The following is a 22,126-nucleotide window of genomic DNA, read 5'->3' on the forward strand; positions in this document are numbered from 1 at the left end:
AGGCATTAGAGCGAAAGGAAGATCGAATGAAAAAGGGAGTCATGCTTTTCTATGGTTTTTACGCCTTGACCCACATCTACATAGGCTTTCGTCTCACAAGATTGCTCAAGCTGTCCGCTTTTGGCATGGGGCTGCTCTGGGCTACGCTTTTCTTGTTGTTTTTTGCTTTTTTACTTGGCAGAAAAATCTCTTCATCGGCAAAACTGGCGAATATTTTTCTAAAAACAGGTGCTTATTGGTTCGGCATTTCCTACTATTTAGTGCTCTTTCTCCTGCTTGGTGAAGCGCTGTTATTTCTGCATCGCCGCCACCCTTTTCTGCCGACTGTTTTTCTCGCCACCCCTCGCCTAAGCGCTTTGTTCTTATTCTGTTTACTAAGCTTGATTCTCCTCTGGGGCGCTTACCAAGCGCGTACGGTAAAAATCCGCTCCTACAAGCTTGCTATCGCTAAACCTGCCGGTTCTCTTACATCGCTGCACATCGCCTTCGCAGCAGATCTACACTTAGGCAGTATCATTACGAAAAAAGACCTACAGCGCTTTGTGAAATCCCTAGAAACGCTGCAACCTGACCTCATTTTACTAGCTGGCGACATCATTGACGGCGACGCCTTTACTTGCCGTCCGATGCTGCCGCTATTAAAAAAGCTCCAAGCTCCCTATGGCGTCTATGCTGTGTTAGGCAATCACGAGTACCTCAATGGGCAAGTTCAAGAAATTACCGCTTTATTAACGCAAGCTGGAATTCGTGTCTTGCGCGACGAAATAGTGATCCTCGCCAATAACTTAGTATTGGCGGGACGTGACGATAACACCAGCAAAACCTTTACCGGCAAAGACCGACTCTCCCTAAACAGCCTGCTAACAAAAGCCGATCGCCGCCTTCCTATTTTGCTATTAGATCATCAACCGATCGAATTAGACAAAGCCCGGACGGAAGGAGTCGATCTCCATCTGTCCGGGCATACTCACTACGGTCAATTATTTCCGAATAGCTTGATTACAGGCAAAGTATTTGAAGTCGATTGGGGCTATCGCCAAAAAGAAACTCTGCAAATTCTCGTCACCTGCGGCTTCGGAACGTGGGGCCCGCCGCTACGCATTGGCAGCCAGTCAGAAATCATTGATCTTACGATTACTTTTGCCAACCCGATCATCCCGTAAAGGGAGTAACGAAGCAGGCCTTCCAAAGGCGCAGCTTGAATTCGAGCAGCCCCCAACGCGGCCGATGCATATTTACTCGTTTTAGCCGATACGGTTCATCGCCAGCAAGCCAATACCCGGAAACGCCGGAGCAGGCGCCGCGATACCCCGCTTCTTTGAGCAAAGCAAAAGATTCTTGATCATAAGAACCGAAGGGATAAGCCAAAAATTCTACAGGTCGCCCCAGTTTGGCCTCTAGCGCCGCTTTCGATCCGGCAATTTCCTGCTGTTTTTGCGGCAACGGCGTTTCCGCTAAGGCTGCGTGATTTAACGTATGCGAACCGATTTCAATGCCGCGCTGTTGCATATCTTTGATTTGATCCCACGTAAGATATTCCTCTTGTCCGATCGAATTTACAATGACAAAAACAGTACCGCGAAAGCCCTGCTGTTCCATGAGCGGCAAGGCCGCCGTATAATTATTGGCATACCCATCATCAAAAGACAGCACGATCGGCTTGTCTGGCAGTGTCGCCCGCCCAGCCTGAGCTTCAGCCACTTCATGGAGTGAAACCGTATGATAACCGGCCGCTTTAAGATAGGCTAACTGCTCTGTAAATTCGGACGGTGAAATTCGATAATCTTCCTCTAGATCACTGGGATCATGCTCAGCCACTTCATGATAAGCAATAATCGGCACGCCGCTGTGATAAGCCACATGCCACTTTGCCAGCAAAATTCCCAAAACAAGTAAACCAACAAGTAAAAGCGCTTTTTGCGGCTTTGACAGAGATTTATTTCTCATAAGGGTCCTCTTTCCGGTAAGTTTTTCGCGATTTCCGCTAATTTGCGCAGACGATGATTCATTCCTGATTTGCCAACCGTCCCCCCCAAATGATCGACCAGTTCCTGTAGCGTCGCCTCAGGAAAATTCAGACGTACTTCCGCTGCTTCCCGCAGATTCGCCGGGAGACTCCCCAGTCCTTGGTAGGCTTCAATTTGTTTAATAAATTCAACCTGACGAAAAGCAGCATCAACGGTTTTTTGCAAATTTGCCGTCTCGCAATTGACGAGACGATTGACTTGATTGCGCATGTCCTTGACTTTGCGAACTTTTTTAAAAGTCTTGACTGCTTCGCTAGCGCCAATGAGCCGCAAAAAAGCTTCAACGGCATCGCCATCTTTTAAATATACAATAAAGTCAGCTTTGCGATCGGTCATACGGGCAGGAAACTGAAAATACTTCATGAGACCTACCAACGTTTTTGCATATTCTTCACTACTTGTAACAAGCTCTAAATGATAATCGCCTTCGGGGCGATTCACTGAACCGCCGCCGAGAAAAGCGCCGCGAAGATAGCCCTTCCGACAGCAGGCCTTCCGAAAAAAAGCCTTGTCCTGCCCAGAGTAAATACCGCCTTCGCGCATCAAGCCGAGCTGTGCCAACAGTTCCATGACTTCTGGCGTTGGCATAATTTTAATCAAATAGCTATTATTTTTTTTGAGCCGACGACCTTTCGAAACAACGACCTGCGTTTTCAATTGAAAACGCTGCTTTACTAAAACTAGAAATTTTCTAGCTACAGCAGCGTTCTCTGTCGTAAAATTAATTCCCAGTGTCTGGTTGCCGCCAATTACCATATTACCACCCATGCGCATCAAAGAAGCCAGTTCAGCAACTAGGCAGCAACTTTTACCACCCACCATGCGGGCCAGTTCATTTTTTACCGTATTAGAAAAGGAAATGGGAAAAGACATATTCTCACCTAACTATTTATCGTCCTTTAATTCCTTGATATGTTCGCTAATTAAGTAGTAATCCAGTAGCTTCATTCGCTCTGAATTGGCTTTTAATTTATAAACCATCGACATAATCGTTCGTGACAGCCTAACAGGATCGTGACGGACAAGATTTGTCTCACTGATTAGATTAGCCTGTACGACTTTTACACCTAATTTTTCAATAGCGGCAATGTCTTCCGCCATAACGGGTCGCGCGCCTTGCTGCGCATAAACTTCCTGCAGTTCTGGCGCAACCTTTTGGCTATTGACTACCACATAGTCAATGCAAGGACCCACATGATCGAGAATCGCTTTGACATGATCGTACGCTGTAAATCCGTCCGTTTCCCCAGGCTGGGTCATGACATTGCAAATATAAATTTTTACGGCATCGCTTTGGCGCAGCGTTTCCGCCATTCCCCGAATCAAGAGATTAGGCAATACGCTCGTATATAGGCTGCCTGGTCCTAAAATGACGGCATCGGCTTCGGTAATCGCTTCCAGCGCTGCTTGTACCGGTTTCACATCAGGCGGCACAATATCGACGCGATGAATCCGTTTTTGCACGAGAGGAATCTGCGATTCCCCTTCCACAATGGTTCCGTCTTCCATAGTCGCCACAAGGCGAATCGTATCAACGGAAGAGGGCAAAACCTGGCCGCGTACAGCCAAGACTTTACTGGATTTTTTCAAGGCTAGCTCTACATCGCCCAACACTTCCGTCATGGCGGCAATATACAGATTGCCAAAGCTATGCCCCGCTAAATTCCCGGTACCGCCAAAACGGTGCTGAAACAACTTTTCCATGAGCGGTTCTGTATCGGCCAAGGCCACAAGACAATTGCGTAAATCGCCTGGCGGAATCATGCCAAGATCCTGGCGTAAACGACCTGACGAACCACCATCATCAGCGACTGTCACAATGGCCGTAATATTGCTTGTAACGCTTTTGATCCCGCGTAGCAGTACCGATAAGCCTGTCCCACCGCCAATGACGGTAACACAAGGTCCACGATTCAATTTACGTTTTTCAAAAATCATCTCCACAAGCTTATCAGCGCCGTCAGGAATAAGCACTGTTACGACAGATCGGATGATCTTACGTGTGGCAAATAGCATAATAATCAAACCGACGACAATGGTTATAGATCCGGTTACAAAGGTTGCTGTGTAATCATATTTTCCGGTACTCAAATAGACCATGCGAAAAATGGTCTCTTCCACAAAGCCAATATACTTATAGTTAAACACCATGGCTAGGCCTAGACTTGCCGCAATAACACCGACAGAAAAAAGCAGTAGCCACCGTTTAAAATTCATGCCAGGATAAAGCCACTTCAAATAATGCATCTACTACACCTCAACGACATTATGCTGAATGTCTCTATGCTCCAAATTCACTTTGTAGCCTTTTTTACGCAATCCATCATGAATTTGTCGCGCCACATAAACAGATCGATGCAGACCGCCCGTACAGCCAATAGCAATAATCAGCTGACTTTTTCCTTCTTTAATATAGTTAGGAATAAGAAAATCGACAAGTCCGCCAAGCTTTTCCATAAACTGATGGGTAATGGGCCATTTGGCAATATACGCCGCCACATCGGTTTCTTCACCACTATGACGCCGCAGCGATTCGACATAAAAAGGATTCGGTAAAAACCGCACATCAAAGACCATGTCAGCATCAATTGGCATGCCATGTTTAAAGCCAAAGGAAACGACAGTAATATTCATGCGTTCGTATTCCTGATCACTGGAAAAAAGGCGAATAATCCGCTCCTTTAACTGGCTAGTTGCGAGTTCCGACGTATCAATAATATGAGTTGCCCGACCACGAATCGGCTCAAGTTTTTCCCGTTCTTTTAAAATTCCTTCACTAATCCGTCCCTGCTGCGCCATAGGATGGCGACGACGCGTTTCTTTATAACGTCGAATCAGCGTTTCATCGGAGGCTTCTAGAAAGAGCACTTCATATAAATGGCCTTGTGTCTCCATCTCTTCTAAGGTAGCCACAAGCGAGTCAAAAAATTCACCGCCGCGAATATCCACAACCAGGGCAATCTTATGAACGCCACCGCCCGACTGTGCGCACAAGTCAAAAAATTTGGAAATCAGCATGGGCGGTAAATTGTCGACACAAAAATAGCCTAAGTCCTCCATAGCGCGAACAACCTGTGTTTTACCGGCTCCAGACATGCCGGTGATGATCACTAAACGAATATTATCCATAAATATTTACCACCTCCTGCAAAAATAACCAACTAAAAGAGTAACAAATAAACCTAAACAAAACTTTATTTATAAATTATGGTTAAAATACGACTTTATGCGTACGATTACTGCGTCGATTTAAATGATCTAGAATTCGCTCAACCGATGTATTTAAGACTTGTTCTGCTGGAATTCCATGGGTAGAAAGAATCTCTTGCGCTGCGCCAAAATCAGCCACCGTATCAGCAAAATGGCTATCAGAACCAACAACAAGCTTCGTACCATACAATTTAGCCAAATTCACGATATTGTGGCAATGGGGTTCGCTCCCCTTGCGCGCAGCCGTTAGTGAGCAATTGTTTATTTCAAGCGCCACATCTAACTCCGCTGCCGCTTGCACAATAATTGCTTCATCCATCAAATATTCTGGATTACCAGGATGGACAATAATATCAACAAAACGATTTTTCATCGCATTAATGAGCATCATCGTATTTTCGTCCATCGAACCATAAGGGGCGCAAAAAGTATGCAGACCAGCTGCTACTACGTCAAGCTTTGCTAAACGATCGTCATCAAGGTCTAGTCCGCCATCACGATTCATAATATTAGCTTCAATCCCTTTTAAAATTCGAACACCATGCACCCGATTCGGAATCGCCACTTGATTACTAAAGTGATAAGCACAGGGAGCTCCAGGCATACTTGGACCATGGTCTGTCAAAGCAATCATTTCTAGCCCTTCCTTTTTCGAAGCAGCCTGAGCAATTTCTAATACCGTACTATAGGCATGACCGCTGGAAATGGTGTGAACATGCAAATCAGCGATAAATTTCACAAAAATCACCTTCCTCATCACTTTTCACTACAATTATAGGACAGAGCGGTCAAAAAAGCAAAGCCTCCTTCCTGTCTTAGCGAAAGAGGCTGATGATTTGATCCATCTGGAGGTACTGTTCAGCAAGAGCGGCTAACGAATCGGTTTTTTCGGTACTGACATCAATCGATGGTGAGAAAGGAAACTTCCCTAGTGTAGGAATAGCGGCAAGTCGTTCAATATAGTCGGCATTGGTTGACTCTAATACTCCAGTTTTTTCTTTATTCCATCCGTTATAAATCAGGCCTTGCCAGTCGACGCCGCGCTGACGACCATATTCTGCCGTCAGCAAAACGTGATTAATCGCGCCAAGATTCGGCCAGGTTACAAGTAGGGTAGGAAGCTGTAGCTCTCGCATAAAATCAATCAACAAATAGTCTTCCCAAAGAGGTGACGTAATCCCGCCAACACCTTCTACTAAAACAAACTCATGACGCTGCTGCATTATAGCGACCGCTTGTAATAAAACATTCACATCGACAGTAACCCCACTGACCTTTGCCGCTACAGCCGGAGTGAGAGCGGGCTCCAAACAAAGCGGATTGACTAACTCTCGCTCCGCTTCGCCAAGACCGGCCGCTTTCATGAGAAACGACGCATCCTCTGACAGAAGCCGACCGCCAGCGTTGCGAACACCGCCTGAAGCTACGGGTTTGACAACCCCCACATCAAGCCCCCTCGCTTGCAGTGCCGCTGCGATCGCCCCAGTAATCACGGTCTTGCCAACTTCTGTACTTGTCGCTGTAATAAATAAACCAGCCACATTTTCGCCTTCCTTCTATAGATCTGTTGTTAGTAAATTCATGCCTTGGAGTACCTGACCAATCTTTTGGGCCGCCACGGTCAAATCGTCTTTATTGTGTGCCGCCGTTACGGTCAGACGCAACCGACTGCTCCCTTGTGGCACTGTAGGCGGACGAATTGCCGAAACAAGCAAGCCTGCCGCTTCTAATCTTTTCGCAGCTTCCATCGTGTTAGCGGCATCGCCGATTAAAATCGGTATAATCGCTGTTTCACTCATCATGATTGGTACCTTGTAGGACTGTAATAGCGATTTAAAATACTCACTTTTCGCTGCAAGGATTTGAACAATTTCCGGCTCAGCCACTAAAACATCGAGCGCTGCCGCTGCCGCTGCCAAAGTTTGCGGCGCCAAAGCCGTCGAGAAAATAAAACTACGTGATCGATTCATTAGATAGTCAATCAGTAGAGTTTTGCCAGCAACAAAGCCGCCTTCCGCCGCAAGCGACTTGCTGAGTGTCCCCACCTCTAAATGAATGCGACCCTTTAACCCAAAATGAGCGGAAGTTCCTTTGCCGCCTGGTCCAATCACGCCAGTGGCATGAGCGTCATCGACCATAAGCAAAGCATCATACTGTTCGCCTAACGCCACAATCTCAGGCAATTTAGCAATATCACCATCCATACTGAAAACACCATCAGTTACAATGAACCGCTGGCCTGCACAAGGCGTCACTGCAAGTAGCTCAGCCAAGTGGTCCATGTCACTATGACGGTATACGACAGTTTTTCCTTTTGCCAAACGGCAACCATCAATGATGCTCGCGTGATTTAAGGCATCGCTGAATACAATGTCTTGTTCGCCAACCATGGCGCTGACAATTCCCAGGTTCGCCATATAGCCTGTATTAAAAATCAAAGCAGCTTCCGTTTCTTTGAACTGTGCCAACTTTGCCTCAACAAGTCTGTAGCCGCTGTGATTGCCGCTCGTCAAGCGCGCTCCGCCCGAACCAGTTCCGTAGGCTACCGCTTCACGCGTCTGTGCCATGACGGTTTCGTGGTGAGTCAGTCCAAGATAATTATTGGAAGAAAATAAAATATATTCCTTGCCATCTTTTCGCACTCGCGCTGGCGTAACTGGTTCAAAGTCCACTAAGCGCCGCCGCAGCTTATTATCATCAAGCGCCGCTAACTGTGCCGCCATTTCATCGAATTTTTTCATGGTCTGCCTCCTGAGGAATCGCTAAAACAGGCTGATTCTCTAAATAATCCACAAGATTGTCTAAATCAACTGCTTCAGTAACAAAAAAGGCTCTGCCGCCTGAAGGACTACCAAAGCGTTTTAAGTGGGGCAATCGAAAATAACACTGGCTCGATCCTACATACCCTGTCGTATAGTCAGGATCATCAGACCAACATAGCTCGGCAACAACTCCAGGCGCCGCCTGAACTTTCGAAGCCAAAACCAGCGCCTCTCTAACATGAAGATTCGTAAGCCCCTGCTCCGCTAAAAACTTCTCATAAAGCGGCCCGTCAGCCACATCCATAGCGCTAACCCGAACACCTCGCTTAGCAAAAGAATCAAGGCGTCGTCCGTCAACCGCTGACAAGATCATCGCCCCGCGCATGCTATCAGGTAAAGCTGCCAGAGCTTCCATTCCCTTATAAGCCGCTCGCTCAGTCACACCAGCTTGAACTAGCGCTAAAATCGCCTGTTCGCGCCCTTGTTCAATCGTTGCCGCTTTCCCAGTAACAATCGGCAAAAGCGGAATTTCCTGGATTTGTGGTTGCTCAATGCCTTCGATCTTCAGATTAATAAAATCGGCGGCACCGCGACTATGACGGAAAGCCCGCTCAATCATCGCCAGCGCCGCCTGCTTCACAACTTCTTCACGGACAATCCGTTCGGCGCCTGATATATGACGTCCGCCCATTTCGTGCGACCCACCTTGAGCCGAACGCATCTTAACGCTGTATAACATGCTCATAAGCCCTCTCTGTTTCCCGACGAACCCGCCGCAACAATAAGGTAAGCGGCCAAGCCGCAATCGCCGTATAAACCATGCCTGGTACAGCAGCAAACACAACGGCCCAAGCTGCCTGCCCAATCACCAACATCAACGTCAATCTTGCCGCAAACGAAGCGATAGGCCCAGCTATAGCAACAGTAATAAAGGAGGTTCCACCAAGTGCCAACACCGCGCCTGCTGTTAGGCGAAAGAGTAGTGCAATCGCCGTATTAAATATAGTTTGCGTCCCCAATAGCAGCATGGCTAAACTTGCCAAAACCCCCGCTAAAAAATACCGTCGAAAACCATAGACAGCGCAAACGGCTACCGCTAAAGGCGCTGACAATTGAAATTCCGTTCCTGGTAGAATGCCCGGCAGCTTTAACGAACCAGATACCGCAATAAGCGCCGACAAAAGTGCTGTGACTGTCATATCCTGTACTCGCATAATTTTTCTTTGGCCGCCTTTCCAACATGAATAATATGAAATAAACCTTTGTAATAATCTACGTAAACCAAATAAAATTAATAGGTTAACATTAAATCGAAAGAAAAACCGCTGCCGCGATAAAAATCGCCAAAGCTACGCCGCAACGGTTAACTTATTATTCTTATTTAGTTTACAATTATCACTATACTGCAAAATTCACTAAAAGTAAAGGCAAAGAATTCAGACGAATCAAATGTCCAATACATATTTTTCTATAGCTTTAGCAACGCCATCATTGTCATTCGTGTCGGTAACCGCCTGAGCAATCGCTTTCACGGCCGAAGCGCCATTTCCCATAGCAACCCCCCAGCCGGCAAAAGAAATCATATCTGTATCATTGAGCGAATCTCCCAACGCCATCACTTCTTCTTGCGAAATAGAGAATCGTTTGGCCAACAAATCTAGAGCTGCCCCTTTATTGACTGCGGCATGCATAATTTCGACATAGCCAGGCTGAGAGCTTGTTGCGTAAATCTCGCCAGGATACAAACGATGTAATTCATCAATGACGCTTGCCACCTGCTGTTCTCCCACCATGCCCAAAAGCTTCGTAGGCGCTTTAGCAAGCCGATAGAGATCCTTGCCGATCGCTACCGCCTCTACCTTTACGCGACTAGCATAGGTCTTGGCAATCGCATTAAGCTGATCCACATAGAGTTTATCATCAGCATAGGCTTGAATATACCACCCTTTATCTTGAAACAAAGTAAGAATTTCTTTGGCAATAGGACTAGGAATCGGCTGATGATAAAGTACCTCCCCTGATAAAGCGGATTGGATCAAAGCGCCATTATAAGTGATCAAAGGAACATCGAGTCCGATCTGCTTGGCAAAGATCACCGCAGAAGCAAACATTCTGCCTGTAGCTATGGTAACAACTACATCCTTGGCCACAGCACTTTGCAGCGCTGCAATCGTCCGCGGCGATACGGTCAGATTTTCTTGCAATAGCGTTCCGTCTAAATCAATCGCCACAAGGCGAATTTTCGGCATAAAAACCCCTCTTTTCTTGGTATGTACCATTTTTTCTTGGTATGTACCCTCTTTTGTTCGTCATGCCGAAAAAGAACTCCTGTTATGGCTTCCGATTAGAGTTTAAACTTCTCTACAATCTGTCGCATAGACATTGCTAAGTTCGCCAAATCAGCAGCACTGCTATTAATCTCTTCCATTCCCCGACTTTGCTGATGAGCCGTTTGCGCAACTTGATCAGCACTGGTAGCCGCAACAGCAGCTATTGAGCTAATGCTTTCCACATTCTGCACCATTGACTGCGTCCCTTGGGCCGTTTCCGCAACAGACAAAGCAATATGGCCAATTCCCTTCTGAACATCGGCTAGCCGCTGTAGAATACTTTCAAAGCCTTTTTGCGTATCAATTGCCGATACCTGCCCCTGTTCAGCTTCCTTCGTACTTTCTTTGACTGCCGTAACGGCATAGGCGATTTTCTCACTCATTTGACTAATAATATCACCAATATCCTTCGTCGCCTCAGAGCTTTGTTCCGCTAATCTCCGCACTTCTTCCGCGACCACAGCAAAACCGCGACCTGCTTCTCCAGCTCTAGCAGCTTCAATGGCCGCATTTAAAGCGAGCAGATTCGTCTGTCCAGCTATTTGGTCAATGACGCTAACTATACCACGGATTTTTTCCGATCCCGTCGATAAGTCAGCCGCTACTGTATCGATTTCTTGCATTTTATTACTAATAGATTCGTTTTGTTCCACGACGCGTCGCAACATTCCCATGCCTTGCGAAGCTGCTTCGGCCGTTGTCTTAGTGCTCTGATCAACTTCATTGGCACCATGACGAATCGTCTCTGCCCCTGCTGAGATTTCTTCCAATGTTGCCGACATAGTATGGATACTATCAGCATTTTTTACTGATCCTACAGCAATTTGATCAATACTTTGTGCAATCAAAGCTACCGAGCGCATTTGTTCCGTCACCGTAGCGCTAAGTTCTTCGCTAGCAGCAGCCAACTGTTCACTATTGCTATGAATCTGTTTGACAAACCCCTTTAAAGACTCACGCATAGAATTACCAATGCGACCAATATCGCCTAATTCATCATTACGAATAATAGGAATCGGATTGCCTGATAAATTCAATTGACCGACCTGCTCAAGATTACGACAGACACGATCAAGACGCGTTGATAAATGACGACTGTATAAAAAGATCAGCAAAATAACCACAACGAGAATAACACCGCTCAAAATTGCTGCTATCTGGCTATTTCTCTCGGAAGAAGTCACGATTTTTTGACCTTGGCTTACCAAATAAACTTGCTGCGCTTCCGCTAATTTCGCAAACCCTGCATCAATTTCCGTAACGGCGTTACGCCCTTCGCCAGTCAAAGCAAGCCAATTAGGCGCATTACTTTTTCTTGCCGGAATCATCCGTTTATCCGCATAATCTATATACCACTCTAAGGCCTTTTGTATTTTTTCGCCCTCACTTTTTCGTTCCGTCGCAGTAACGGTCTGATTATATTCCTTAATTAAATCCAAACTCTTTACGATACTATCGCGATAATTTTTTTCATAAACGGCCATCCCATCAGGATAGAACAGAAAGCCTCTCATATTGAGTAAAGCCCGCGTAAACTCTGTATGACCGCTTTTTATCGTCGCAAGATCTACTGCCGTACGATTGACAATCACATCAGCTTCCCGTCCCGCTTGGCGAAATTCTAATAAAGTAAATCCTAAAATGCCCATAAACAAAACAACCACTACAGTAAACATTAAAGCAAGCTGCATCCCCATTGAAAACCGAACATTCCCCATAATTAGTCCCCCCGCCTTGTAATTTTCCCACATTTTTCTATTTTTCTCTTTTTTCTACTTTATCTAATTTCATTTTATTATTTACAACATTATTTTACAAGAGACTATTGACTGAAAATTTTGCAGTCCAAAATATCTGCTATAAAACAATAGGACCATTTGATACCGCAATGATTGGAATACTATGGAGAAGCCGCAACCTTTCCTATTTGAAGCCATAGTAGTCATATTTTAGCTGACTTAGAAAAGAAATTTTGCTTATTCCTAAGTCTATAGTAAAATAAAAAGTATATTTTCTTGTTCGGAGGCGCTATCATGAAAGATCAATCAAAATCAGCTTGCTTACTGCGTATTCGCAGCGTCTTCCATAATCTAACCAAGGCGGAACAAAAATCAGCCCAATTTATTCTTGATCACCCTGCCGATATTATCCATATGACAATTACCGAACTAGCCGAAACAATCGAGACGGCAGAATCAACGATTTTCCGACTTTGCAAAAAAGTAGGTTTCTCCGGTTACCAGCAATTCAAAATTGCCTTGGCTAGCGACTTATATACGCCCTTTGAATCGCTTGTCAATGAAGTTGAATTGTCAGATTCTGTTTTAGAGATTGCCGGCAAGGTCTTTCAACAAATTGCCGAAGGACTGCAGGATACCTTAAAACTCATGGAAGAACCAGCGATGAGTAAAGCCATTGCCGCTTTAGCACAAGCTCGTCGCATTGATGCTTATGGTTGTGGCGGTTCTGCTGTAATCGCTGCTGACATTGAACACCGCTTTATGCGGTTTGGCGGCGCCGTACGAGCATATGCCGATCCGCATATGCAGTTAGCTTCAGCGTCACTCTTACAAGCAGGCGATGTAGTCCTTGCCATTTCCCACAGCGGTTCCAATCAAGACATTCTCGCTGCCGCCGCTTGTGCCAAAGAAAGCGGTGCAACAATCATTGCTCTGACAAGTCACATGCGCTCGCCTTTATCGCTGCTTGCTCATATTTCGCTGTATGGCATGTCACGCGAGGTAAAATACCGCTCAGAAGCCATGTCCTCGCGGCTCATTCACCTCGCAATTATTGATGTCTTATATGTGGGCGTTATGTTGCTGCAACAAGATACGATTACTGATAATATGGAAAAAGTCCGTAAAGCCATTGCAATGAGACGCCTCTAAGAGGAGGAAGGGTTTCGTAACGCGTCAACGTTAGCACTTGACTTCCGCTTTTACGAAATCCCTTCCTCCTTGGCCTGGTTACTAAAAACTAGATGGGTTTCGTAACGCGTCAACGTTAGCACTTGACTTCCGCTTTTACGAAATCCCTTCCTCCTTGGCCTGGTTACTAAAAATTAGATGGGTTTCGTAACGCGTCAACGTTAGCACTTAACTTCCGCTTTTACGAAATCCCTTCCTCCTTGCCTATCTATAAAATTTAAGAAGGAATTCGTGGCGCATAGCAAAGAAAAAGGCACCTATTTTCGCAAAAGAAAATAAGTGCCTTTTTCTTTGTTTATTTTTTAAAAAGTGTTTTAACGCCAAAAACTAGTACAACGGCGACCCCGAAAAACATTAGTGCAATCGAAGGGGCGGCCAATAAATGAATGGTTGCTTTCGCCGCAGGTATACTCCCGACGACAGGAGCCTGAAAAGCGACTAAGAGCCATGAGCAAGCATAACCTAGTCCGCCTAAACCAAGTGCCAAGGAAGCCCATTTCTTCAATTGCTCGCCTACATTCAAACAAGCCAAAACAAAATTTAAGATCAGCATGGCCGTACCAATGGCGGCGCCATGTAAATGTGCTCGCAACAACATTCGCCAGCACCGATCCACCAGCGCAGTAATTTTCTGCGGATCATTTTGGTAAAGTGTTGCCAAGCCAGGCTGGGCTAATTCTTTCCAGTAATGCTTTATTGCTTCTTCTGCACCACCCATAATAACACCAATAGAGAAGCCAAATAAAATAGTTAATATAGCTAGCAAGCTTCCCCATCTAACACTTTTTAATTTTTCTTCCACTCTTTCTTCTCTCCTTCACACATTCCATAAACTATTTATGGTCAAAACAGCTTGATACTAATTAGAAATATTTCTAAAATATTCTAAAAAAAGGTTCTGCTTCTGCAGAACCTTTTGTATCACTACTATTCTTGTTTTTCAAACTGATCTTTGCCTACGCCACAGAGAGGACATACCCAATCATCTGGAAGGCTGTCGAAAGTTGTTCCTGGTGCTAAACCGTTATCAGGATCCCCAGCTGCTTCATCATAAACATAACCGCAAACTACGCATACATACTTTGCCATATTAGTAAACACTCCTTTTTCTTTTCGCTATTTAGTATTATGAAGATATTATTATTTTACCATACAAATTCTCAGATTACCAGTTTCTGTTTGAGCCACCGCCGCCGCCGCTGCCACCGCCATAGCCGCCTCCGCCGGAGCCGCCGCCAAAACCACCACCGCCGCCGCGTCGAAATAAAATAGATAAGATCATACCAGTTATAAAACCGCCAAAAAATACCCAGTCACTTACCAACAGCAGCACTAGCAAGGCAATACCGGCAATTTGCAGCCATTCGGGAATATTCGTACTGTTTGTCTGCTGCGCCGTGCTGTGAGCGCGCGCTTCTGGTCGGGCAATATCTACATTGTATTCTTTCGCCGTTTCTCCGATGATCGCAAAATAGCCATTCAAAATTCCTTGCTCATATTGATTATTTTTAAAATAAGGAATCATATACTCATCTTGAATGCGCCCGGTTTTTCCGTCAGGCAGCGCGCCCTCCAGGCCATAACCGACTTCAATGCGTGACTGTCGATCATTTACCGCCACAAGCAAGACTACACCATTATTTAATTTCTTATCGCCAATACCCCACTGTCGTAAAAAAGCAAGGCCCAGTTCGTCAATGGCTTGTCCTTCTGTCGATTTTAAGGTAACCACAACAACCTGAGCCTTTGTTTTCGCTGCTAGTCTTGCCCCGACTTCATTGATTTTATTCTTTGCTTCCGCCCCTAAAACGCCAGCGTAATCCTGTACGTAAATGCTTGATGTCGGCGCAGGCGGAATAGCAACCTGCGCCGCTGCCAGCGAAGGCAAAAGCAAGCTTGTAAGAAGCAGTAATCCGATAAGCCATTTCTTCAAGCTAATCGCCTCACTTAAAATTGAACTTTCGGCACCTCTTTTGCTCCTTCATCAGCCTTGAAGTACTCTTTCGGCATAAAGCCCATCATTCCGGCAAAAATACTCGTCGGCAAAGTACGGATTTTCGTATTATAAAGCTGTACCGAATCATTGTAGTCCTTGCGAGCTACAGCAATCCGATTCTCTGTGCCGCTTAACTCATCCATTAACTGCCGGAAATTTTTATCAGCTTTTAAATTCGGGTAGTTTTCCGCCACAACCAAAAGTCTGCTTAAAGCCCCGTTTAATTCACCATTTGCCGCCGCTTTCGCTGCCGGTCCCTGTGCCCCGCCTAATTTGGCACGCGCATCAGCTACGGCTTGAATCGCGCTTTGTTCATGAGCTGCATAGCCTTTGACTGTATTCACTAAGTTGGGGATAAGATCACTGCGGCGCTGTAATTGATTTTCAATCTGGCTCCACTTTCCATTTACATTTTCATTCAGATTGACCAAACCGTTATAGCTTGACACAGATCCAATGAGCAGTAAAACAATGACCCCGATTACAACCCATAATGTTTTATTTTGCATTGACCAAAGCCCCCTCGATTTTCTGATTTGTTATCAAATACCAAATAATTGTTGGTACTTTCATTTTACTACGTCTGTCCCAAAAAACAAAAGCTTTTTACTTCTGGCGAAAGAAAAGATATACAGCTTCTGCCGCCGCTTGATTCATCCCTTCCGCCGCCAGCAATTCTGCTACGGAAGCCGCCTTGATTTTCGCCAAAGTACCAAAATGATCCCACAAGGCCTGACGCCGTTTGGGGCCAATTCCTTGTACATGGTCAAGAACGGAAACCAGATTCCGTTTCGACCGAAGCTTACGATGATAGGTAATGGCGAAGCGGTGAGCCTCGTCGCGAATACGCTGCACCAAATAAAGCGCTTGGCTATGGCGCGGTAAAATCACCGGATCCGATTCACCCTCGCGAAAGATATGTTCAAATTCCTTGGCAAGCCCCACCACGGGACCATCATAACCACAGTCGCGAATCACTGTCAGGGCGGAACTCAACTGCCCTTTGCCGCCGTCAATGATAATCAAATCAGGTAACGGCCAATCTTCCTTACCATAGCGACGCCCGACCACCTCTTGCATCGATTTGAAGTCATCAGGTTTCCCTTCCACTGTTTTCAGCTTAAAGCGCCGATAATCCTCTTTCTTGGGTTTACCGCCTTCAAAAACGACCATAGAGGCTACCGTTTCAGCGCCTTGGATATGGGAAATATCAAAACACTCCATGCGATAAGGCTCCTTCGCAAGACCGAGATAGCGCCCAAGATCAGCCACAGCGCCGCTTGTCTGAGCATCCTCTAAGGCCAGCTTTTGAGCTTGCTGCTCTAATACAACCGCCGCATTCCCTGAGGCCATCGCCACAAGATCATGTTTCGTACCGCGCTGCGGCGTGATCAATTTCACCGAACCGCCTTTTGTTTCGCTGAGCCACTGGGCGAAAAGTTCTTGCTCTGGTACAGGAAGCGGTAAAAGAATTTCACGGGGTATAAAAGTAGTTTGATTATAGTACTGCTTTAAAAAAGCGTCTAAAACAGCGCTATCGTCCTCCGCCTCACTACCAGCAAGCAAAAAGTGATCACGGCCAATGAGCTTACCACTGCGAATAAAAAAGACTTGCACACACGTACCGACAGCGGACCTAGCAAGCCCAATAGCATCCTGATCCCCAGAGCCTGTTACAATATTCTGCTTCGCCTGTACCTGCGCAATGGCAGCAAGCTGATCCCGCCGTCTAGCTGCCGTTTCAAAGTCAAGAGCCTCTGCTGCGACTTCCATACTCTTTCGCAGTTTTTTGGTCACATTATCGCTACGCCCTTCTAAAAAGAGACAAATCGAGTCGACCATTTCGCGATACTCTTCCGCCCGAACCAGCCCGGTACACGGTGCTAGACATCGCTTAATATGGAACTGCAGACAAGGTCTTTGTCCATGCAATTTGGGACAAGTCCGTAGCGGAAAAAGCTGCCGAATTAATTTTACCGTCTCGTGCATGGCGCCAGCATTCGTAAAGGGACCGAAATAACGAGCGCCGTCTTTTAAAACCTTCCGCGTCACATACAAACGAGGAAAGGTCTCACCCACGGTAACTTTAATATAAGGAAAGGTTTTATCGTCGCGCAGACTAATATTATATTTCGGACGATGCTTCTTAATCAAATTACATTCTAAAATCAGCGCCTCAATTTCGGACGTTGTAATAATCGTTTCCAAATTAGCAATATGTGATACCATCGCCTTAACCTTGGGCGAATGATTTGCGCTTACCTGAAAATAAGAACGAACGCGATTTTTTAAATTGACAGCCTTGCCAACGTATATAATTTTCCCCTGACTGTCCTTCATGAGGTAACAGCCTGGACGATCTGGCAATACTTTGAGTTTTTCTGCCACCTCTTCTGTCATGTTAGTCCTCCTATTTTTGTATACAAAATACTGTGTTTTTAGAGAATTTCTTTTATTCTAGTTGCCAAAATAATATTTGCGTCTTATAATAGTTGATATTAGGACCAAGTATAAATTATATATCATTTGCTAATGGAGGTCTAGACGATGTTCAATCGACTGCTCATTGCCAACCGCGGTGAGATTGCTGTCCGAATTATCAGGGCCTGCCAGGAGCTTGGAGTAAAAACAGTTGCCGTGTACTCTGATGCAGATGTAGATTCTCTGCACGTGCAGCTTGCCGACTACTCCTGCCGTATCGGTCCTGCTGACGCGGTCAGCAGCTATTTAAACAGTACAGCGCTGATTAACGCTGCCAAAACAGTGCAAGCCGACGCCATTCATCCTGGCTACGGGTTTCTCTCTGAAAACGCTGAATTTGCCGAAGCAGTAACAGCTGCAGGCCTTACTTTTGTAGGTCCTACTGCCGCAACGCTAAATCAAGTCGGCAATAAAGACGCTGCAAGAGCTGCTATGAAAACAATCGGCATCCCTTTAATTGAAGGCAGCGGTCTATTAACTACCAAAGAAGCTACAATCGCAATTGCCCGTGAAGTTGGCTATCCGGTTATTTTAAAACCAAGTACCGGCGGCGGCGGTCACGGTATGATAATTTGCAATACGGAAGAAGAACTCCTTCACAATTATGAAATGTTAGAAAGTGCTGGTCAAGTACATACCTTTCTACTAGAACACTATATTACAGGCGCACGTCATATTGAAGTACAAATTTTAGCTGACCACTATGGTCATACCATTCACTTAGGCGAACGCGAATGTTCTTTGCAGCGACGCAATCAAAAGCTGTTAGAAGAATGTCCTTCCAGCGCCCTTACCAGCGCCTTGCGCAACCGCGTTGGGGAACTAGCTGTTCGTGCTGCCAAAGCAGTGCATTATCGCAATATCGGTACAGTAGAGTTTTTAATGGATCATTCAGGAAATTTCTACTTTATGGAAATCAATCCGCGTGTTCAAGTTGAACATGGGATTACCGAGCTTGTTACCGGTGTAGATTTAGTGAAAAAACAAATTAAAATTGCTGCAGGGAAAGTCCTCAATCTCAATCAGGAAGATATCACCTTTCATGGTCATGCCATTGAGTGCCGCATTAACGCTGAGGACCCTGCTCAGCAATTTCTTCCTTCGGCTGGAACGATCTCCATTTACCATCAGCCAGGCGGTCCTTCTGTCCGTGTCGACAGCGGCGTCATGGCCGGCTCTACGATCCAGCCTTATTATGATTCTCTGATTGCCAAGGTCATGGTTCTTGGCAGATCTCGCGGCGAAGCAATTCGCATTATGGAAAGAGCACTTGCCGAATACCGAATTGGCGGTATTCACACAACCATTCCGTTCCACCAGCAAGTGCTCAGCAATGCCCTCTTTTGTTCAGGCGACATTGACACACAATTTGTTGCCAAAAAGATGGCGCTCTAATCGTTAATAAGGTTTAGACCCTTATTATAAAAGCCTATTTGTTCAAGCCTGTAGGGCTTGGCGGCCACCGCTATGGCCGCTTTTTTTATTTATACGCGAAAGTTTAGCTACTTTCGCGCTAATATCGGCCCGAGAAATTGACCTGTATAGGATTTTTTCTCTTTGGCGACTTCTTCAGGCGTACCTGTAGCAACAATCGTACCGCCTCTGACGCCGCCTTCTGGTCCCAGATCAATTAAATAGTCAGCCGTCTTAATCACATCGAGATTATGCTCAATAACGAGAACAGAATCACCGCCGTCAACTAAACGCTGCAATACTTCTAAAAGTTTATGAATATCTGCCGTGTGCAGCCCTGTCGTCGGTTCGTCTAAAATATAAAGAGTTCTGCCGGTACTACGGCGCGCTAGTTCCGTTGCGAGTTTGACACGCTGGGCTTCGCCGCCGGATAGCGTCGTCGCCGGCTGACCTAATTTAATATAACCAAGACCCACATCCTGAAGGATTTGCAATTTACGGTGGAGCTTAGGAATATTTTGAAAGAACTCTACCGCTTCATCAACGATCATCGCTAGAACCTGGGAAATACTCTTCCCCTTATAATGTACCTCCAGGGTTTCTCGATTATAACGAGCGCCCTTGCAAACTTCACAAGGAACATATACGTCAGGCAGAAAATGCATTTCAATTTTGATAATTCCATCGCCATGGCAAGCTTCACAGCGGCCGCCTTTGACATTAAAACTGAAGCGCCCCGGCTTATAGCCGCGCATCCGGCTTTCCGGCGTCTGACTAAAAACATCACGAATAGTATCAAAGAGCCCTGTATAAGTAGCTGGGTTTGACCGCGGTGTACGGCCAATCGGCGATTGGTCGATTTCAATAATCTTATCAATAAACTCGGCGCCTTTTAAGAGTTTATGCTCGCCAGCTCGCTGACGCGAACCATATACCTGCTGCGCCAACCCTTTATAGAGAATCTCGTTGACAAGAGTACTCTTACCAGACCCTGATACGCCAGTTACTGCCGTAAACAGCCCGAGCGGAAACTTTACCGTAACATTTTTTAGATTGTTTTCTTTGGCGCCAACGACTTCGAGCCATTTGCCATTGGGCTTACGTCGTTCCTTCGGTACAGGAATTCGCCGCACGCCGCTAAGATACTGGCCAGTAATGGATTCTGGGCAGGCTTTAATATCATCAATCGTTCCTTGCGCCACTACGCGGCCGCCTTGAACGCCAGCTTCTGGACCAATATCAATAATGTGGTCAGCAGCAATCATGGTATCTTCATCATGCTCCACCACAAGCAGCGTATTGCCAAGATCGCGCAGATGCTTTAGTGTCGCTAATAAACGATTATTATCGCGCTGATGCAGTCCAATGCTTGGCTCATCTAAAATATATAAAACCCCTACGAGGCCTGAGCCAATCTGCGTGGCCAAACGAATTCGCTGGGCTTCGCCGCCAGACAGCGTCCCTGCCGCCCGATCTAGCGTCAAATAATCAAGTCCTACATCATTTAAAAAGCCAAGTCTTGCCGCAATTTCTTTAAAAATCTGTTTGGCAATCGTTTGCTGCCGCGGCGTAAGCGTTAATGAGGCAAAAAAAGCTTGGCAGTCCGCAATATTTAGCTGCGTGACTTCATAAATATTTTTATCGCCGATACGAATTGCAAGAGCTTCCGGCTTCAACCTGGCGCCGTGACATTTCGGGCAAGGCTTAGAACTCATAAATGCTTCGATTTCTTCGCGCATCATATCAGAAGAAGACTCGCGGTAACGACGGTTCAGCGTTGGCACGACCCCTTCAAACGCAACATGATACGTCTTTTCTTCGCCATACATATTTTCATAAGAAAACGTAATTTTATCATCGCCGGTTCCTTGCAAAATCGTCTGCTGTAAATCCTGCGGCAGACTATCCCAAGTATTGTCCAGGGAATAACCGGCCTGACGAACCAGCGCATCAAGCTGGCACATAAAGTAGGAATTTAAATTTTTGCTGAGAGCGGCAATGGCGCCGTCAATTAAAGCTTTACTGCCATCAGGAATCACTAGCGATGGATCAATTTCCATGTTGTTGCCAAGACCGGTACAGGAGGGACAAGCGCCGAACGGACTGTTAAAAGAAAACATGCGCGGCGCAATTTCCGGCAAACTAATCCCGCAGTCAACACAGGCAAAATTTTCACTAAAAGTCAATTCGCCTTGCTCAGCAGTTCCGACAAGAACAATCCCATCGCCCTGCTCTAATGCCGCCTCCAAGGACTCAGCCAATCGAGCTTGCACATTGTCGCGCAGAATAATCCGGTCGACAACAATTTCAATAGAATGCTTCTTGTTCTTTTCCAAAGAAATTTCTTCTGACACGTCATAAATCTGACCATCTACGCGCACACGAATATAGCCAGCCTTGCGAATCTGTTCAAAAACCTTGACATGCTCGCCCTTTTTACCGCGGACAACAGGAGCTAATATCGTCAGCTTAGCTCCTTCGCCTAAAGTTAACAGTTGGTCAACCATTTGTTCCACCGTCTGCTGTTGAATCGGCTTACCACAGCGCGGGCAGTAAGGAATCCCAGCTCGGGCAAACAGCAACCGAAGATAATCGTAAATTTCCGTAACTGTTCCCACTGTAGAACGGGGATTACGGCTAGTCGTTTTCTGATCAATCGAAATTGCTGGCGAAAGACCTTCAATATAATCAACATCGGGCTTGTCCATCTGGCCTAAAAACTGTCTGGCATAAGCCGAAAGCGACTCGACATAGCGTCTTTGCCCTTCAGCATAAATCGTATCAAAAGCCAGTGAAGACTTACCAGAGCCGCTCAAACCAGTAATAACAACAAACTGGTCGCGGGGAATGGTAATATCAATATTCTTTAAATTATGTTGTCTTGCACCCTTTACAATAATCTGATCCTTCACAACAAATTCCTCTCTATTCTCTTTCGCAGACTCGCTTTGCCCTTTAGACACGCCGTGTGCTGCTT

At 45.8% G+C, this 22,126-nt stretch carries 20 protein-coding genes; 3 read left to right on the forward strand and 17 right to left on the reverse strand.

The features are described from left to right. Window positions 1-26 precede the first annotated feature (26 nt). Window positions 27-1,163, forward strand: a complete 1,137-nt coding sequence (locus AC0MXB_RS07070) for a metallophosphoesterase (protein WP_474038947.1) — start codon at window positions 27-29, stop codon at window positions 1,161-1,163. On the opposite strand, the gene AC0MXB_RS07075 is transcribed toward AC0MXB_RS07070, so the two are convergent. The 11 genes from AC0MXB_RS07075 to AC0MXB_RS07125 all read right to left on the reverse strand — a co-directional run bounded on the left by AC0MXB_RS07075 (window position 1,153) and on the right by AC0MXB_RS07125 (window position 12,047). Further along, a complete protein-coding gene (locus AC0MXB_RS07075) occupies window positions 1,153-1,947 on the reverse strand; it encodes a polysaccharide deacetylase family protein (protein ID WP_474038948.1) in 795 nt (264 codons plus the stop codon). The genes AC0MXB_RS07070 and AC0MXB_RS07075 overlap by 11 nt on opposite strands. Further along, entirely contained in the window at window positions 1,944-2,900 is a 957-nt protein-coding gene (gene whiA / locus AC0MXB_RS07080) for a DNA-binding protein WhiA (RefSeq protein ID WP_474038949.1), read from the reverse strand. Before whiA ends, AC0MXB_RS07075 begins: the two co-directional genes overlap by 4 nt. Window positions 2,901-2,912: 12 nt before the next feature. Next, window positions 2,913-4,274 carry a gluconeogenesis factor YvcK family protein gene (locus tag AC0MXB_RS07085; RefSeq protein WP_474038950.1) on the reverse strand — a complete coding sequence of 454 codons (1,362 nt, stop codon included), beginning with the start codon at window positions 4,272-4,274 and terminating at the stop codon, window positions 2,913-2,915. Between the two features lie 3 nt (window positions 4,275-4,277). Beyond that, on the reverse strand, window positions 4,278-5,156 hold the full coding sequence (gene rapZ / locus AC0MXB_RS07090; protein ID WP_474038951.1) for an RNase adapter RapZ: 879 nt from the start codon (window positions 5,154-5,156) through the stop codon (window positions 4,278-4,280). Between the two features lie 82 nt (window positions 5,157-5,238). Further along, entirely contained in the window at window positions 5,239-5,976 is a 738-nt protein-coding gene (locus AC0MXB_RS07095) for a PHP domain-containing protein (protein WP_474038952.1), read from the reverse strand. Between the two features lie 76 nt (window positions 5,977-6,052). Then, entirely contained in the window at window positions 6,053-6,778 is a 726-nt protein-coding gene (gene bioD / locus AC0MXB_RS07100; RefSeq protein WP_474038953.1) for a dethiobiotin synthase, read from the reverse strand. Between the two features lie 15 nt (window positions 6,779-6,793). Further along, complete coding sequence (gene bioF / locus AC0MXB_RS07105; protein WP_474038954.1) at window positions 6,794-7,978, reverse strand: 8-amino-7-oxononanoate synthase; 1,185 nt, start codon at window positions 7,976-7,978, stop codon at window positions 6,794-6,796. Beyond that, window positions 7,962-8,744: a 6-carboxyhexanoate--CoA ligase gene (locus tag AC0MXB_RS07110; RefSeq protein WP_474038955.1), complete on the reverse strand. Its 783-nt coding sequence runs from the start codon at window positions 8,742-8,744 to the stop codon at window positions 7,962-7,964. The genes bioF and AC0MXB_RS07110 overlap by 17 nt, the downstream gene beginning before the upstream one ends. Beyond that, window positions 8,722-9,213, reverse strand: a complete 492-nt coding sequence (locus tag AC0MXB_RS07115; RefSeq protein WP_474038956.1) for a hypothetical protein — start codon at window positions 9,211-9,213, stop codon at window positions 8,722-8,724. The genes AC0MXB_RS07110 and AC0MXB_RS07115 overlap by 23 nt, the downstream gene beginning before the upstream one ends. Window positions 9,214-9,444: 231 nt before the next feature. Next, window positions 9,445-10,248, reverse strand: a complete 804-nt coding sequence (locus AC0MXB_RS07120; protein WP_474038957.1) for a Cof-type HAD-IIB family hydrolase — start codon at window positions 10,246-10,248, stop codon at window positions 9,445-9,447. A gap of 95 nt (window positions 10,249-10,343) precedes the next feature. After that, window positions 10,344-12,047 carry a methyl-accepting chemotaxis protein gene (locus AC0MXB_RS07125; protein WP_474038958.1) on the reverse strand — a complete coding sequence of 568 codons (1,704 nt, stop codon included), beginning with the start codon at window positions 12,045-12,047 and terminating at the stop codon, window positions 10,344-10,346. A gap of 315 nt (window positions 12,048-12,362) precedes the next feature. Between AC0MXB_RS07125 and AC0MXB_RS07130 the strand changes: the two genes are divergently transcribed. After that, a complete protein-coding gene (locus tag AC0MXB_RS07130; protein ID WP_474038959.1) occupies window positions 12,363-13,220 on the forward strand; it encodes a MurR/RpiR family transcriptional regulator in 858 nt (285 codons plus the stop codon). A 334-nt stretch (window positions 13,221-13,554) separates the two neighbouring features. On the opposite strand, the gene AC0MXB_RS07135 is transcribed toward AC0MXB_RS07130, so the two are convergent. From AC0MXB_RS07135 to uvrC, 5 genes are all read right to left on the reverse strand, one after another. Further along, a complete protein-coding gene (locus AC0MXB_RS07135; RefSeq protein ID WP_474038960.1) occupies window positions 13,555-14,061 on the reverse strand; it encodes a hypothetical protein in 507 nt (168 codons plus the stop codon). A 125-nt stretch (window positions 14,062-14,186) separates the two neighbouring features. Beyond that, window positions 14,187-14,348 (reverse strand): rubredoxin, encoded by a 162-nt coding sequence (gene rd / locus AC0MXB_RS07140; protein ID WP_474038961.1) that lies wholly within the window; start codon window positions 14,346-14,348, stop codon window positions 14,187-14,189. Between the two features lie 76 nt (window positions 14,349-14,424). Continuing rightward, entirely contained in the window at window positions 14,425-15,192 is a 768-nt protein-coding gene (locus AC0MXB_RS07145) for a TPM domain-containing protein (RefSeq protein WP_474038962.1), read from the reverse strand. Between the two features lie 14 nt (window positions 15,193-15,206). Then, window positions 15,207-15,764, reverse strand: a complete 558-nt coding sequence (locus AC0MXB_RS07150; protein WP_474038963.1) for a LemA family protein — start codon at window positions 15,762-15,764, stop codon at window positions 15,207-15,209. A gap of 97 nt (window positions 15,765-15,861) precedes the next feature. Further along, complete coding sequence (gene uvrC, locus AC0MXB_RS07155) at window positions 15,862-17,655, reverse strand: excinuclease ABC subunit UvrC (RefSeq protein WP_474038964.1); 1,794 nt, start codon at window positions 17,653-17,655, stop codon at window positions 15,862-15,864. Window positions 17,656-17,802: 147 nt separating this feature from the next. On the opposite strand from uvrC, the gene AC0MXB_RS07160 reads away from it, so the two are divergent. Further along, window positions 17,803-19,131 (forward strand): acetyl-CoA carboxylase biotin carboxylase subunit, encoded by a 1,329-nt coding sequence (locus AC0MXB_RS07160; protein WP_474038965.1) that lies wholly within the window; start codon window positions 17,803-17,805, stop codon window positions 19,129-19,131. Window positions 19,132-19,238: 107 nt separating this feature from the next. Here AC0MXB_RS07160 and uvrA read toward each other — a convergent pair whose 3' ends face one another. Next, the gene (uvrA, locus tag AC0MXB_RS07165) at window positions 19,239-22,061 is read right to left on the reverse strand and encodes an excinuclease ABC subunit UvrA (protein WP_474038966.1); all 2,823 of its coding nucleotides are present in this window, start codon (window positions 22,059-22,061) and stop codon (window positions 19,239-19,241) included. Window positions 22,062-22,126 lie beyond the last annotated feature (65 nt).

The organism is Pelorhabdus sp. sgz311001 (genome assembly GCF_055901755.1).